Genomic DNA, 13,812 nt, shown 5'->3' with positions numbered 1-13,812 from the left:
CAGCCTATCGTTCGTGATCTTTCACCGGTGATCCGGTTCCCTCATCCGGACGGAAGCCAGGCAAGATGGGGGCGTGACGCTTATCGATCAGCTGCCTCCCGACGCCGACCCCGATGCCCTCTTCGACGCCTTCTCCACCTGGGCCGAGGGGCAGGGCATCTCGCTCTACCCGGCGCAGGAGGAGGCCCTGATCGAGGTGGTCTCCGGGGCCAATCTGGTCCTGTCCACCCCCACCGGTTCGGGGAAGAGCCTGGTGGCGGCGGGCGCCCATTTCGCCGCGCTGGCCCGGGACGAGGTCACCTTCTACACCGCGCCCATCAAGGCGCTGGTGTCGGAGAAGTTCTTCGATCTGTGCAAGATCTTCGGCACGGAGAACGTGGGCATGCTGACCGGTGACGCCTCGGTCAACGCCGACGCGCCGGTGATCTGCTGCACCGCCGAGGTACTGGCCTCCATCGCGCTGCGGGACGGCAAGGACGCCGATATCGGCCAGGTCGTGATGGACGAGTTCCACTTCTATGCCGAGCCGGACCGTGGCTGGGCCTGGCAGATCCCGCTGCTGGAGCTGCCGCAGGCACAGTTCGTGCTGATGTCGGCGACGCTCGGCGATGTCTCCCGGTTCGAGCAGGACCTGACCCGGCGCACCGGCCGCCCCACCGCCGTGGTCCGCTCGGCGACCCGCCCGGTGCCGCTGTCGTACGAGTACCGGCGCAGCCCGATCACGGAGACGCTGACGGAGCTGCTGGAGACCCGGCAGGCGCCGGTCTACATCGTGCACTTCACGCAGGCGGCGGCCGTGGAGCGGGCGCAGTCGCTGATGAGCATCAATATGTGCACCAAGGAGGAGAAGGACCGGATCGCCGATCTGATCGGCAACTTCCGCTTCACCACCAAGTTCGGCCGCAACCTCTCCCGCTATGTCCGCCACGGCATCGGCGTCCACCACGCCGGGATGCTGCCGAAGTACCGGCGGCTGGTGGAGAAGCTGGCGCAGGCGGGGCTGCTGAAGGTGATCTGCGGGACGGACACGCTGGGCGTGGGCGTGAACGTGCCCATCCGTACGGTCCTGTTCACCGCGCTCACCAAGTACGACGGCACCCGGGTGCGCACGCTGCGGGCCCGTGAGTTCCACCAGATCGCGGGCCGCGCGGGCCGGGCCGGGTTCGACACGGCGGGCCTGGTCGTGGCGCAGGCGCCCGAGCACGTCATCGAGAACGAGAAGGCGCTGGCGAAGGCGGGCGACGACCCGAAGAAGCGCCGCAAGGTCGTGCGCAAGAAGGCGCCGGAGGGCTTTGTCGCCTGGTCGGACACCACCTTCCAGAAGCTGATCGACTCCGAGCCGGAGCAGCTGACGTCCCGGTTCAAGGTCACCCACGCCATGCTGCTGTCGGTGATCGCCCGGCCCGGCAACGCCTTCGAGGCGATGCGCAGGCTGCTGGAGGACAACCACGAGCCCCGCAGGAACCAGCTGCGGCACATCCGGCGGGCCATCGCGATCTACCGTTCGCTGCTGGACGGCGGGATCGTGGAGCGGCTGCCGGAGCCGGACGCCCAGGGCCGCATCGTGCGGCTGACCGTCGACCTCCAGCAGGACTTCGCGCTCAACCAGCCGCTGTCGACGTTCGCGCTGGCCGCCTTCGAGCTGCTGGACCCGGAGTCCCCCTCGTACGCGCTGGACATGGTCTCGGTGGTGGAGTCCACCCTGGACGATCCGCGCCAGATCCTCGCCGCGCAGCAGAACAAGGCGCGCGGGGAGGCCGTGGCGCTGATGAAGGCGGACGGGGTGGAGTACGAGGAGCGGATGGAGCGGCTCCAGGACGTCACGTACCCCAAGCCGCTGGACGAGCTGCTGTGGCACGCGTACGGCACCTACCGCACCAGCCATCCGTGGGTCGGCGACCATCCGGTGTCGCCGAAGTCCGTCATCCGTGACATGTACGAACGGGCGCTGTCGTTCACGGAGTTCACCTCCTTCTACGAGCTGGCGCGCACCGAGGGCATCGTGCTGCGCTATCTGGCGGGTGCCTACAAGGCGCTGGAGCACACCATCCCGGACGATCTGAAGTCCGAGGACCTCCAGGACCTGATCGCCTGGCTCGGGGAGATGGTCCGCCAGGTGGACTCCAGCCTGCTGGACGAGTGGGAGCAGCTGGCCAACCCGGAGGTGGAGACCGCCGAGGAGGCCCAGGAGAGGGCCGACCAGGTCAAGCCGGTCACGGCCAACGCGCGGGCGTTCCGGGTGCTGGTACGCAACGCGCTCTTCCGCCGGGTGGAGCTGGCCGCGCTGGACCAGGTGGCGCGGCTGGGCGAGATGGACGCGGAATCCGGCTGGGACGAGGACGCCTGGGCGGAGGCGATGGACGCCTACTGGGACGAGTACGAGACGCTCGGCACCGGCCCCGACGCGCGCGGTCCCCGGCTGCTGCTGATCGAGGAGGACGAGCCGCACGGCCTGTGGCGGGTGCGGCAGACATTCGCCGACCCGAACGGCGATCATGACTGGGGCATCAGCGCCGAGGTCGATCTCGCCGCCTCCGACGAGGAGGGCCGCGCGGTCGTCCGGGTCACGTCCGTGGGCCCGCTGACCTGAGCCACCGGGTCCGGGGCGCCATGGAGCGCCCCGGACCACCGCGCCGCCGGAGCCCGCAGCCCTCAGCTCCCGATGTCCCGGAGCCCTGAAGTCCCGGAGCCCGAAAGGAACGAACCGGCCATGACGAATCCCGCCGAGCGTTTGGTGGATCTGCTCGATCTGGAGCGGATCGAGGTCAATATCTTCCGGGGCCGCAGCCCTCAGGAGTCCCTCCAGCGGGTCTTCGGTGGCCAGGTGGCGGGTCAGGCGCTGGTCGCCGCGGGCCGTACCACCGACGGCGAGCGCCCGGTCCACTCGCTGCACGCCTACTTCCTGCGACCGGGCCGTCCCGGTGTGCCGATCGTCTACCAGGTGGAGCGGGTCCGGGACGGCCGGTCCTTCACCACCCGCCGGGTGACCGCGATCCAGGAGGGCCGGACGATCTTCAATCTGACCGCCTCCTTCCACCGCCCGGAGCAGGGGAGCATCGAGCACCAGCTGCCGCCCCGGCTGAGCTTCCCCGACCCGGAGACCCTGCCCTCGGTCACCGAGGAGATCCGCGAGCACCTCGGTGCCCTGCCGGAGGCGCTGGAGCGGATGGCCCGCCGTCAGCCGTTCGACATCCGCTATGTCGACCGGCTGCGCTGGACCCCGGAGGAGATCAAGGAGAAGGAGTCCGATCCGCGCAGCGCGGTCTGGATGCGCGCGGTGGGCCCGATGGGTGATGACCCGCTCGTCCATACCTGTGCTCTGACCTACGCCAGTGACATGACCCTGCTGGACGCGGTGCGTATCCCCGTGGAACCGCTGTGGGGGGTCGCACGCGGGTACGACATGGCCTCCCTGGACCACGCCATGTGGTTCCACCGTCCCTTCCGGGTGGACGAGTGGTTCCTGTACGACCAGGAGTCCCCCATCTCCACCGGCGGCCGGGGCCTGGCCCGCGGCCGGATCTACAACCGCGCGGGCGAACTGCTGGTCTCGGTGGTGCAGGAGGGCCTCTTCCGTCCCCTGGACAGCTGAGGACCCCCGGGCCGGCGGCACACCCGTACCGCGCGGCCCGTACCCGCCCTGACGCCGGTACGCCCGTGCCCCTCGTACGGGAGTGCCGCGCCGGTTCCGCGGGGACGGGTCCGGCGCGGCGCGGCCGTACGGAAGAGCACCACGGAGCCCGTCCGTACGGGGGGGCGGGACCCACCAAAAGACACCGCGGCACACCGGCACACCGGCACACCGGAGGACACCGGGAAGCACGGCCGCGCGCTCAGCGGATCGGCAGGCCCGTCAGGGTGCGGGCGATGACCAGCCGCTGGATCTCGCTCGTCCCTTCGAAGATCGTGTAGATAGCCGCGTCCCGGTGCATCCGCTCCACCGGGTACTCCCGGGTGAACCCGTTTCCGCCCAGGACCTGGATCGCCATCGCGGTGACATCCCGGGCCACCTCGCTGGCGTACAGCTTCGACATCGACCCCTCGGCGGCGGTGAACGGCTTTCCCGTCGCCGCCATCCAGGACGCCCGCCACACCAGCAGCCGGGCGGCGTCGATGCGGGTGCGGGCGTCGGCGAGCGGGAAGGCGACCCCCTGGTTGTCGATGATCGGGCGGCCGAACTGGGTGCGGGTCCCCGCGTACTCCAGGGCGACCTCGTAGGCGGCGCGGGCGGTGCCCACCGCCATCGCGCCCACGGCGGGACGGGACGCCTCGAAGGTCGCCATCGCCGCGTTCCGCACCCGCTCGCCCCCGCCCCGCTCCCGCTCCCGGGCCCGGGCCAGCCGCTCGTCCAGCCGCTCCTTGCCGCCGAGCAGACAGTGCCCCGGGACCCGGACATCGGTCAGGACCACCTCGGCGGTGTGTGAGGCGCGGATGCCGTGCTTGCGGAACTTCTGCCCCTGGGCCAGACCGGGGGTGCCCGGTGGCACGATGAAGGAGGCGTGCCCCTTGGACCCCAGCGCCGGATCGACCGCCGCGACGACGACGTGCACATGGGCGATACCGCCGTTGGTGGCCCAGGTCTTGGTGCCGTTGAGCACCCACTCGTCGCGTACCGCGTCATAGACCGCGCGGGTGCGCATCGCGGCCACGTCCGAACCCGCGTCCGGCTCGGAGGAGCAGAACGCGGCGAGCTTCACCGCGCCGGGATCGCCGTACATCTGCGGGACCCAGGTGCCGATCTGCTCCTCGGTCCCGTTGGCGAGCACCCCGACGGCGGCCAGCCCGGTCCCCACGATCGACAGGGCGATCCCGGCATCACCCCAGAACAGCTCCTCCATGGCCAGCGGGATGCCGAGCCCCGTGGGGTCGAAGAACTGCTGGGCGTAGAAGTCGAGCGAGTAGATGCCGGCCTTGGCCGCCTCCTGGATCACCGGCCAGGGCGTCTCCTCCCGCTCGTCCCACTCCGCCGCGGCCGGGCGCATCACCTCGGCGGCGAAGCCATGGAGCCAGTCGCGGATCTGCGTCTGCTCCTCGTTGAGCTCGAACATCTCTCCCAGCCTTCTTCTCTGCGGCTGTTCACCCACGGGCCCGCGCCTGGGGTACTTCCGGCGCGGCCCTCCGGCTCACCACCGACCTCGGGCAGAGCGAACGTCACACGGAGCTGATCCCCGGCGGACCATCCACGGGGAGCCCAGCAGCCAGCGGCCGGCCGACGCGCACCCCCGGGCGAGTTACTCCCGGTAACGGCAGTCTGTTACCCGGCGGTAAAGCCTGTCAACCGCCCCCGGCCGATCTCCGGAAGGCACGGCCGGGGTGTTAGTTTGCGCAGGCGTCACGCAATCGCACGGGCGGGGAGACAGAGCCATGGAGACCACACAGCACTCCACCGACCGGGGCCGGCCGGTCGACCAGCGCCGCCGTGAACTGCTCGAAGCGGCGGACCGGGTGGTGCTCCGGGACGGCCCACAGGCGTCCATGAACGCCATCGCGGCGGAGGCGGGCATCACGAAACCGATCCTGTACCGCCACTTCGGCGACAAGGGCGGCCTGTACCGCGCCCTGGCCCGGCGGCACACCGACGCCCTCCTGGAGTCCCTGCGCGCGGCCCTGGACGCGCCCGCCGAGCGCCGCGAACGGGTCGAGGCGACCCTCGACACCTACCTCGCCGCCATCGAGGCCCGGCCCCAGGTGTACCGCTTCCTGATGCACCCGGCCGAGGTAGCGCCCACGGCGGACTCCGGCGGCGGCGAACCGGGCTTCGACGTCGGACGCCACTCGGCACCGCTGCTGCGGCGGCTCGGCGAGGAACTGGCGCAGGTCATACACGAGCGGGTCGAACTGGGCCCGGACGGAGAGCGGCTGGCCCGGGTCTGGGGCCACGGGATCGTCGGCATGATGCACGCCGCCGGGGACTGGTGGCTCGGTGAACGCCCCTGCACCCGGCGGGAACTGGTGGCCAGCCTGGCGGATCTGCTCTGGGGACGGCTGGCGGCCGTGGCCGACCGCGCGGGCGGCCCCGGCTTCTGAACCGTACGTACGGGTTTCGCCGTGGACATACGGGTTCGTACGGGTGTCATACGAGGTCATCCGTGGCCCGCGCGACGGGCGCGGTCCACGGGGAACAGGCGCGCCGGTCAGGGCCAGACGTGCTCGGGGGACGGACCCTGCCCCCAGCCCGCGCGCCGGACCTGGCGCAGCAGCCGGGCGCGGCGCCAGCCGGTGAGGCGGTCCGCGTAGATCCGGCCCTCCAGATGGTCGTACTCGTGCTGGAGACAGCGGGCGAAGTACCCGGTGCCCTCGATCCGCACCGGGTCGCCGTCGACCGTCGTCCCGGTCAGGACGGCGCGGTCGAACCGTTCCGTGCCCGCTTCGAGCCCCGGCAGCGACAGACAGCCCTCCGGGCCGCGCAGCACGATCCCGTCCGCCGCCTCCAGGACCGGATTGACGATGTGTCCGAGATGGCGCACCTCGTCGTCGTCCGGGCAGTCGTAGACGAAGACCCGCAGCCCCACCCCCACCTGGGGCGCGGCGATGGCGACGCCCCGGCGCGCGTACATGGTGGCGAAGAGGTCCTCGACCAGCTCGCGCAGGGCGGGCCCGGAGTCGGTGACGGGTTCGCACGGGGTGTGCAGCACCGGATCACCGAGCGGACTCATCGGCCGCACGCGTCCAGAACTGCCGGGGATCAGCCGTTTTCGCATGGGCGTAAGCGTACGGTCGGTCAGGGCGGCCGCCGTCGGCGGTGGTGCCGAGGTTCGGGCAGCCGCCGGGACCTGGATAGGCTGGGGCGGACCGATGCAAGGAGGATCAAGGACGATGTCAGGCAACTCGGAGCCACTGACGCCGCGTGCGAAGCTCGCCGTGACGGCGGGCAGAGCCGCAGCCGCCGTGTCGCGTGCCGCCGGTCGCGGCAGCGGGTCGGTGATCGGCGGCCGGGTCGCGCTCAAACTCGACCCGGATCTGCTGGGCAGGCTGGCGCAGCACCTGGACGTCGTCCTCGTGTCGGCGACGAACGGCAAGACCACCACCACCCGGCTGATCGCCGAGGCCCTGCGCGCGGCGGGCCCCGTGGTCTCCAACGCGCTCGGCGCGAACATGCCCGCCGGGATCACCTCCGCCCTCGCCGGGGGCTCGGACGCCAAGTTCGGCGTCATCGAGGTCGACGAGAAGTACCTGGCCGGAGTGGCGCGCGATGTGACACCCAAGGCCATCGCGCTGCTCAACCTCTCCCGCGACCAGCTCGACCGCGCCGCCGAAACCCGGATGCTCGCCGAGAAGTGGCGCGAGGGCCTCGCCGGTTCCAAGGCGATCGTCATCGCCAACGCGGACGACCCGCTGGTGGTCTGGGCCGCCTCCTCCTCCCCGCAGGTGGTCTGGGTCGCCGCCGGCCAGGAGTGGAAGGACGACGCCTGGTCCTGCCCCGCCTGCGGCGGTGTGATGCAGCGCCCCGGCGACGACTGGTTCTGCGGCGAGTGCGGCTTCCGCCGTCCCGCCCCGAGCTGGGTACTGAACGGGGACTACGTCCTCGACCCGCACGGTTCCGCCTGGCCGATCCGGCTCCAGCTCCCCGGCCGCGCCAACAAGGCGAACGCGGCGTCCTCCGCCGCCGTCGCCGCCTGCTTCGGGGTGCCGCCGCAGGTCGCGCTGGAGCGGATGTACGCGGTCCAGGCCGTCGCGGGCCGCTATGACGTCGTCACCTTCGAGGGGCGCGAACTGCGGCTGCTGCTGGCGAAGAACCCGGCCGGCTGGCTGGAGACCTTCTCGCTGATCGACCCGCCGCCGACCCCGGTGATCCTCTCCGTCAACGCCCGGGGCGCCGACGGTACGGACACCTCCTGGCTCTGGGACGTCGACTACACCCGGCTCGCCGGTCACCCGATCTTCGTCATCGGTGACCGCAGGCTCGACCTGGCGGTCCGGCTGGAGGTCGCGGGGCTCGACTTCCGGGTCTGCGACACGGTCGACCAGGCCGTCTCCATGGCGCCCCCCGGACGGATCGAGCTGATCGCCAACTACACCGCCTTCCAGGACGTCCGCCGCCGCGTGGGCAACTGACCCGGACCGACTCTGAGGAATCTTGAGCATGAGCGACAGCAGCCTGCGGCTGGTCTGGGTCTACCCGGACCTGCTCAGCACCTACGGCGACCAGGGCAACGCGCTGGTCGTGGAGCGCCGGGCGCGGCAGCGCGGACTCGACGTCCAGCGGCTGGACGTCCGCAGCGACCAGGCCATCCCCACCTCCGGTGACATCTACCTCGTCGGCGGCGGCGAGGACCGGCCCCAGCGGCTCGCCTCCGAGCGGCTGCGCCGCGACGGCGGGCTCAACCGGGCCGCCGAGAACGGCGCGATCATCTTCTCCGTCTGCGCCGGTTACCAGATCCTCGGCCACGAGTTCATCAACGACCTCGGGGAGCGCGAGCCGGGCCTCGGCCTGATCGACGTGGTCTCCACCCGGGGCGAGGGCGAGCGCTGCGTCGGCGACGTCCTGGCGGACATCGACCCCCGGTTCGGGCTGCCGCAGCTCACCGGGTTCGAGAACCATCAGGGCGTCACCCACCTCGGCCCCACCGCCCGCCCGTTCGCCCGCACCATCATCGGGCGCGGCAACGGGACCGGGGACGGGACGGAGGGCGCGTACAACGACACCGTGTTCGGCACGTATATGCACGGGCCGGTGATGGCGCGGAACCCGCAGATCGCGGATCTGCTGCTGAAGCTGGCGCTGGATGTGAACGCGCTGCCGCCGACGGATGACCGCTGGTACGACGCGCTCCGCCAGGAACGCATCACCTCCGCCACCCAGTCCCCCTCCTGACGCCCCGGTCCGCCCGCGGGCCCGCCCACCCCGGTGGGCCCGGGGCCCCGGACCCGGGGCCCGTGTCCCAGTGGGCGGACGGGCCATTCGGTGGAGGCGGCGCACCGCCGGTAGGGTGACCGTGATCCAGCCGGACGACGTGGTCCGGAAGTCGGCCCACGTTGCAAAGGTTCCGGGCTATGCGTATTGGTGTGCTCACCTCCGGCGGCGACTGCCCCGGCCTGAACGCCGTCATCCGCTCCGTCGTCCACCGCGCCGTCGTCGACCACGGCGACGAGGTCATCGGCTTCCACGACGGCTGGCGCGGCCTGCTGGAGTGCGACTACCGCAAGCTGGACCTGGACGCGGTCGGCGGGATCCTGGCCCGTGGCGGCACGATCCTGGGCTCGTCCCGGGTCCGCCCGGAGCATCTGCGCGATGGTGTGGAGCGGGCGAAGGGCCATGTCGCGGACCTGGGTCTGGACGCGATCATCCCGATCGGCGGCGAGGGCACGCTGAAGGCGGCCCATCTGCTCTCGGAGGCGGGGCTGCCGATCGTCGGCGTTCCCAAGACCATCGACAACGACATCGCCGCGACGGATGTGACCTTCGGTTTCGACACCGCGGTCGGGGTCGCCACGGAGGCGCTGGACCGGTTGAAGACGACCGCCGAGTCCCATCAGCGGGTGCTGATCGTGGAGGTCATGGGGCGGCACACCGGCTGGATCGCGCTGCACTCGGGCATGGCGGCCGGCGCCCACGCCATCGTGGTTCCCGAGCGTCCGTTCGACATCGAGGAGCTGACCCGCCGGGTCGGCGCGCGGTTCGAGGCGGGCAAGCGGTTCGCGATCGTGGTGGTCGCGGAGGGTGCCAAGCCGCGCGTGGGTTCGATGGCCTGGGACGAGGGCCGCAAGGATGTCTACGGCCATGAGCGCTTCGCGGGGGTCGCCCGTCAGCTCTCCGTGGAGCTGGAGGAGCGTCTCGGCAAGGAGGCGCGTCCGGTGATCCTCGGCCATGTCCAGCGCGGTGGCACTCCGACGGCGTACGACCGGGTGCTGGCGACCCGTTTCGGCTGGCACGCGGTGGAGGCGGCGCACCGGGGCGAGTTCGGGATGCTCACGGCGCTGCGCGGTAACGAGATCACGATGGTGGAGCTGGCGCGGGCCGTGGAGACGCTGAAGACGGTTCCGGCCGAGCGGTACGCCGAGGCGGAGTGCGTGCTCTGACCGCCGCGCCGCACCCCGATACCGCCCCCGGTCGCTGTCGCGGCCGGGGGCGGTTCTAGTCTGGACCGGCAAGCGGACAAACCCACCTCGAACTACACCGGGAGCCGGCGGATGGATCACAGCGGGCACGGCATGAACATGGACATGGACATGCCGCCGTTCACGCTGGGACGGGGGCTGGAGCTCTCCCCCGACCCGTTCTTCCTGACGGGCTGTCTGCTCGCACTGGCGCTGTACGGCTGGGGCGTGCTGCGGCTGCGGCGGCGCGGGGACGCCTGGCCGATCGGCCGGACGCTGTTCTTCGTGGCCGGTGTGGCGACGGTCCTGCTGGCGATGTGCACCAAGCTCAACGACTACGGCATGGTCATGTTCAGCGTGCATATGGTGCAGCACATGATCATCAGCATGGTCTCCCCCATCCTGCTGCTGCTCGGCGCCCCGGTGACGCTGGCGCTGCGCGCCCTGCCGGTGGCGGGCCGGGGCCGCAAGGGGCCGCGCGAGGTGCTGCTGGCGCTGCTGCACAGCCGCTATATGAAGGTGATCACCCACCCGGCCTTCACCATCCCGCTCTTCATCGCGAGCCTGTACGCGCTCTACTTCACCCCGCTCTTCGACACCCTGATGGCGTCACGGACCGGCCATGTGGCGATGATGATCCACTTCCTCGCCACCGGCCTGGTCTTCTTCTGGCCGATCATGGGCGTGGACCCGGGTCCGCACCGTCCGGGTTATGTCATGCGGATGCTGGAGCTGTTCGCGGGCATGCCGTTCCACGCGTTCTTCGGCATCGCGCTGATGATGGCGAGCGAACCGATGGTGGAGAGCTACGCCAGCCCGCCCGCCTCCCTCGGCATCGACGCGCTGGCCGACCAGCACGCGGCGGGCGGGATCGCCTGGGCGTTCAGCGAGGTCCCGTCGGTGCTGGTGCTGCTCGCGCTGCTCTTCCAGTGGTACCGCTCCGAGGAGCGCCAGGCCCGCCGCAAGGACCGCGCCGCCGACCGGGACGGGGACAAGGAGCTGGAGGCGTACAACGCCTATCTCGCCTCCCTCCACTCCCGCCAGGGGTAGCGCACCCGGGCGGTAGCGCGAAGGCCGTCCCCCGGGTGACGATGACCTTCGGCGGCCAGGGCCGTCCTTCGGCCAAGGAGGGCGTATATGTCCGGTTCCACGAAGACGATGGGAGTGCTGACGGTCGCGACCCTGGTGGTCGTGACCGCCTACACGGTGGCGCTCGGGAGCAACGGCTGGCTCTGGTTCGGCTGGGTGGTGCTGGGCCTGGTCACGATCGGTGTGGTCGCCTCGCGCGGCGGCTGACGGGACCGCCGCGGCCGCCGCGTCCCCGTATCCGTACGTCTGTGACTCCGCGTGTGCCAGGCGTACGGATACGGGTACGCCGACGGGCTCACGGCGGCGCCGGGAGGGCGTGCGGCGGCGCGGTGAGGCGCGGAAGCCACTCGGTCTCGGTCACCCGGCGGCTGAACCAGATGACCTTGCCGGTCGGGGTGGCGCGGGTGCCCCAGGTGTCGCTGAGCAGAGCGACGGTGGCGAGCCCGCCGCGCGGTGGCCGGGCGTCGTCCGGCGACGGCGGTGACGGCAGCGCGGGCAGGGTCGGGTCGTGGTCGGCGACGGAGGCGACCAGAAGGCGTCCGGTCCAGCGCAGCTCCACCTCGCAGAGCTTGTCGCCGCTGACATGGCGGACGACGTTGGTGAGCAGTTCCCCGACGGCGCGGCAGACGGGGACGGTGTGGGGGTCGAGCCTCCAGTAGCGCAGATGGGCGGCGAGGATGCGCCCTATCTGGGGGATCCGTTCGACGGTGGCCGGTACTTCCAGGGCGTATCGGCGGGCGGCCGTGACGTACATGACCGTGGCTCCTTGTTCCGCGGTCGGCCGACTCCTCGGACCACGGACCCCCGAGTGCGAAGAGTGACCGCGTACCGCATATGGGTCACTGCCCAGAGTGACGGCGGGCGCCCTGGTCCGCAACAGATCACCCGGCTGGCCCGCGCCCTCCCGGCGGCGCCGGCCGTCAGGGCTCCGGTGCCGCTCGGCGGGAGCGGCCGAACGCGAGCCGGAGCAGACGCCGCCACTCCACCGGCGGGGCGGCCACGGGGACGGTCGCGCGGTCGCGCGGCACCCGCACCCGCAGCGCACCAGGACGCAGCGCGCACACGACCGGAGTGGGCAGCCGCAGCGCCTCACCGTCCACCGCCACGGAGATCTCCCCGACCTCCGCCCCCGCCACGGTCACCTCCACCCGCCGCGCGGTCAGCACGGTCAGCCCACGGGACTGGGCGCCCCGCACCGCCAGGTCGGCGGCCTGCGCCGCGCCCTCCACCCGGATCGCGAGCACCCCCAGCTCACCCGAGTCCAGCCGCGGTCTGCGCCCGGTGCCACCGAGCACATCGGGCGAGAGATACGGGTTGTTGCTGACCAGCAGCGCCCGCTGGGACGACAGCGGCGTGTCGTCCGCCCGCGCCTCCAGCCGCCGGACGCCCTCGCCGACCAGCAGGTCCGGCATGAGGTCGAGCGCCGTGCCCGCCTTGGCGTCGCGGTAGTCGGGGTGCTGGACCACATCGGCGTACACCCCGAACGAGACCGTGTTGACAAACGCGCGGCCCGCGACCACACCGAGGTCGACCCGCACGTCCTCGCCGTCGGTGAGCGCGTCCAGGGCGCGGGCCGGGTCGGCGCGGTCGAGGCCGAGATCCAGGGCGAAGTGGTTGCGGGTACCGGCCGGGATGACAAGGAACGGCAGATCGTGTTCGGCGGCGACGGCCGCGACGAGGGCCTGGGTACCGTCGCCGCCCGCCACCCCCAGCAGATCCGCTCCCCCGGCGACCGCCGCGCGGGCCAGCGCGGCCACATCGGCCGGGGCGCCGGGGTCGAGCAGGATCACCCGCGCGCCCCGTTCGCGGGCCCGGTCGGCCAGCCCGAACCGGCCCACCTTGCCGCCACCGGACCTCGGGTTCATGATCAGCACCGGTCGCCCCGGCCGGTGCGCGGCGACCGCGCGCCGCTCCCGCCGTGGATCCGACCGGCGCAGCGCCGCCCTGGCACAGGCCAGGGCCAGCGCCCAGCAGACGGCCAGCAGGAGCGCCGTGAGCCAGAGGCCCTCGACGGTGAAGAGCACCAGGACGAGCACGGGTGCCGCGACCGCCACGGCCGCCCCGAACAGGCGCACCACGCCCCGGTAGGCCAGGAGCCACCACACACCGGCGGCGCAGACGACCACCCCGAGCAGCCCGGCGGCGGCGACCACGAGCCCGGTCTCGCCCAGCGCCACCACCAGCACCACGAGGACACCCACCGCCGCCAGCACGGCGAGCCGCGCCAGCAGTCGGGCGGCCGCGCCCCCGCCGCCGCTCTCCGCCTGGCCCATCGCGCGTCCCGTCTCCCGTCTCCTGATGCCCGCCCGCCCCGCCGCCCGCCTCCGACGCCCGTCCGGTACGCCGCCCGTCCGGTACGCCGCCCGTCCGGTACGCCGCCCGTCCGGTACGCGGGTACGCCGGTACGTCACGCCAATCTGCCCGCCGCCGGGCCGGGGAGCACCCCGGCGGGGCTGGGCGGGTGAGCATCGGAACCTTCCCGGCGCCTCCTGCCGTTCGTCCCGTCCCCGAGGATCCGGCCACCCTCCGTCGATCGCCCCGCCCGGGACGGTGGCGGGTGCGCCATGGCCCACGGAGGCAGGGCGGCGACGGCCGCGCGGAGCGGCTTCCCGGGCGCACGAGCCGGGCGCCGGATGCCGGGACGCCCCGGCGGTGGTATCCAACACGGGGCGGACGCCCCGGGGG

12 protein-coding genes are annotated in these 13,812 nt (G+C 72.2%); 8 read left to right on the top strand and 4 right to left on the bottom strand.

Annotated features, from left to right (window positions below; all coding sequences use genetic code 11):
- Positions 1-73: 73 nt before the first annotated feature.
- Positions 74-2,590 carry a DEAD/DEAH box helicase gene (locus ACFVIM_RS05110; protein WP_384298620.1) on the top strand — a complete coding sequence of 839 codons (2,517 nt, stop codon included), beginning with the start codon at positions 74-76 and terminating at the stop codon, positions 2,588-2,590.
- 120 nt (positions 2,591-2,710) lie between these two features.
- Entirely contained in the window at positions 2,711-3,592 is an 882-nt protein-coding gene (locus ACFVIM_RS05105; RefSeq protein ID WP_384298618.1) for an acyl-CoA thioesterase, read from the top strand.
- A 241-nt stretch (positions 3,593-3,833) separates the two neighbouring features.
- Here the strand turns inward: ACFVIM_RS05105 and ACFVIM_RS05100 are convergent, their stop codons facing one another.
- Positions 3,834-5,048, bottom strand: a complete 1,215-nt coding sequence (locus ACFVIM_RS05100; RefSeq protein WP_384298616.1) for an acyl-CoA dehydrogenase family protein — start codon at positions 5,046-5,048, stop codon at positions 3,834-3,836.
- 316 nt (positions 5,049-5,364) lie between these two features.
- Here ACFVIM_RS05100 and ACFVIM_RS05095 point away from each other — a divergent pair, with 316 nt between their 5' ends.
- Complete coding sequence (locus ACFVIM_RS05095; protein WP_384298614.1) at positions 5,365-6,027, top strand: TetR family transcriptional regulator; 663 nt, start codon at positions 5,365-5,367, stop codon at positions 6,025-6,027.
- A 107-nt stretch (positions 6,028-6,134) separates the two neighbouring features.
- Here ACFVIM_RS05095 and def read toward each other — a convergent pair whose 3' ends face one another.
- A complete protein-coding gene (def, locus tag ACFVIM_RS05090; RefSeq protein ID WP_384298611.1) occupies positions 6,135-6,701 on the bottom strand; it encodes a peptide deformylase in 567 nt (188 codons plus the stop codon).
- A 115-nt stretch (positions 6,702-6,816) separates the two neighbouring features.
- On the opposite strand from def, the gene ACFVIM_RS05085 reads away from it, so the two are divergent.
- The 5 genes from ACFVIM_RS05085 (at position 6,817) to ACFVIM_RS05065 (ending at position 11,334) form a co-directional block, all read left to right on the top strand.
- The gene (locus ACFVIM_RS05085) at positions 6,817-8,055 is read left to right on the top strand and encodes a MurT ligase domain-containing protein (RefSeq protein ID WP_384298608.1); all 1,239 of its coding nucleotides are present in this window, start codon (positions 6,817-6,819) and stop codon (positions 8,053-8,055) included.
- A 28-nt stretch (positions 8,056-8,083) separates the two neighbouring features.
- Positions 8,084-8,815, top strand: coding sequence for a type 1 glutamine amidotransferase (locus tag ACFVIM_RS05080; protein ID WP_384298606.1), 732 nt, complete (start codon positions 8,084-8,086; stop codon positions 8,813-8,815).
- 179 nt (positions 8,816-8,994) lie between these two features.
- Positions 8,995-10,020 (top strand): 6-phosphofructokinase, encoded by a 1,026-nt coding sequence (locus ACFVIM_RS05075; protein WP_384298604.1) that lies wholly within the window; start codon positions 8,995-8,997, stop codon positions 10,018-10,020.
- A gap of 111 nt (positions 10,021-10,131) precedes the next feature.
- On the top strand, positions 10,132-11,088 hold the full coding sequence (locus ACFVIM_RS05070; protein ID WP_384298601.1) for a cytochrome c oxidase assembly protein: 957 nt from the start codon (positions 10,132-10,134) through the stop codon (positions 11,086-11,088).
- Positions 11,089-11,175: 87 nt separating this feature from the next.
- Positions 11,176-11,334 carry a hypothetical protein gene (locus tag ACFVIM_RS05065; RefSeq protein WP_384298599.1) on the top strand — a complete coding sequence of 53 codons (159 nt, stop codon included), beginning with the start codon at positions 11,176-11,178 and terminating at the stop codon, positions 11,332-11,334.
- Between the two features lie 88 nt (positions 11,335-11,422).
- Here the strand turns inward: ACFVIM_RS05065 and ACFVIM_RS05060 are convergent, their stop codons facing one another.
- The gene (locus tag ACFVIM_RS05060; protein WP_384298596.1) at positions 11,423-11,881 is read right to left on the bottom strand and encodes an ATP-binding protein; all 459 of its coding nucleotides are present in this window, start codon (positions 11,879-11,881) and stop codon (positions 11,423-11,425) included.
- 166 nt (positions 11,882-12,047) lie between these two features.
- Entirely contained in the window at positions 12,048-13,400 is a 1,353-nt protein-coding gene (locus tag ACFVIM_RS05055; RefSeq protein ID WP_384298594.1) for a diacylglycerol/lipid kinase family protein, read from the bottom strand.
- Positions 13,401-13,812: the final 412 nt, after the last annotated feature.

This window comes from Streptomyces sp. NPDC057638 (genome assembly GCF_042800315.1).
GTDB lineage: Bacteria > Actinomycetota > Actinomycetes > Streptomycetales > Streptomycetaceae > Streptomyces.
Note: the sequence above shows the minus strand (reverse complement) of the source record. Positions and strands in the feature narration are given on the sequence as shown.

What these genes read in the sequence shown, in the direction of transcription:
- ACFVIM_RS05105 (WP_384298618.1), top strand. Translation starts at nt 2,711, where the DNA reads ATGACGAATCCCGCCGAGCGTTTGGTGGATCTGCTCGATCTGGAGCGG.
- ACFVIM_RS05100 (WP_384298616.1), bottom strand. Translation starts at nt 5,048, where the DNA reads ATGTTCGAGCTCAACGAGGAGCAGACGCAGATCCGCGACTGGCTCCAT.
- ACFVIM_RS05095 (WP_384298614.1), top strand. Translation starts at nt 5,365, where the DNA reads ATGGAGACCACACAGCACTCCACCGACCGGGGCCGGCCGGTCGACCAG.
- def (WP_384298611.1), bottom strand. Translation starts at nt 6,701, where the DNA reads ATGCGAAAACGGCTGATCCCCGGCAGTTCTGGACGCGTGCGGCCGATG.
- ACFVIM_RS05085 (WP_384298608.1), top strand. Translation starts at nt 6,817, where the DNA reads ATGTCAGGCAACTCGGAGCCACTGACGCCGCGTGCGAAGCTCGCCGTG.
- ACFVIM_RS05080 (WP_384298606.1), top strand. Translation starts at nt 8,084, where the DNA reads ATGAGCGACAGCAGCCTGCGGCTGGTCTGGGTCTACCCGGACCTGCTC.
- ACFVIM_RS05075 (WP_384298604.1), top strand. Translation starts at nt 8,995, where the DNA reads ATGCGTATTGGTGTGCTCACCTCCGGCGGCGACTGCCCCGGCCTGAAC.
- ACFVIM_RS05070 (WP_384298601.1), top strand. Translation starts at nt 10,132, where the DNA reads ATGGATCACAGCGGGCACGGCATGAACATGGACATGGACATGCCGCCG.
- ACFVIM_RS05065 (WP_384298599.1), top strand. Translation starts at nt 11,176, where the DNA reads ATGTCCGGTTCCACGAAGACGATGGGAGTGCTGACGGTCGCGACCCTG.
- ACFVIM_RS05060 (WP_384298596.1), bottom strand. Translation starts at nt 11,881, where the DNA reads ATGTACGTCACGGCCGCCCGCCGATACGCCCTGGAAGTACCGGCCACC.
- ACFVIM_RS05055 (WP_384298594.1), bottom strand. Translation starts at nt 13,400, where the DNA reads ATGGGCCAGGCGGAGAGCGGCGGCGGGGGCGCGGCCGCCCGACTGCTG.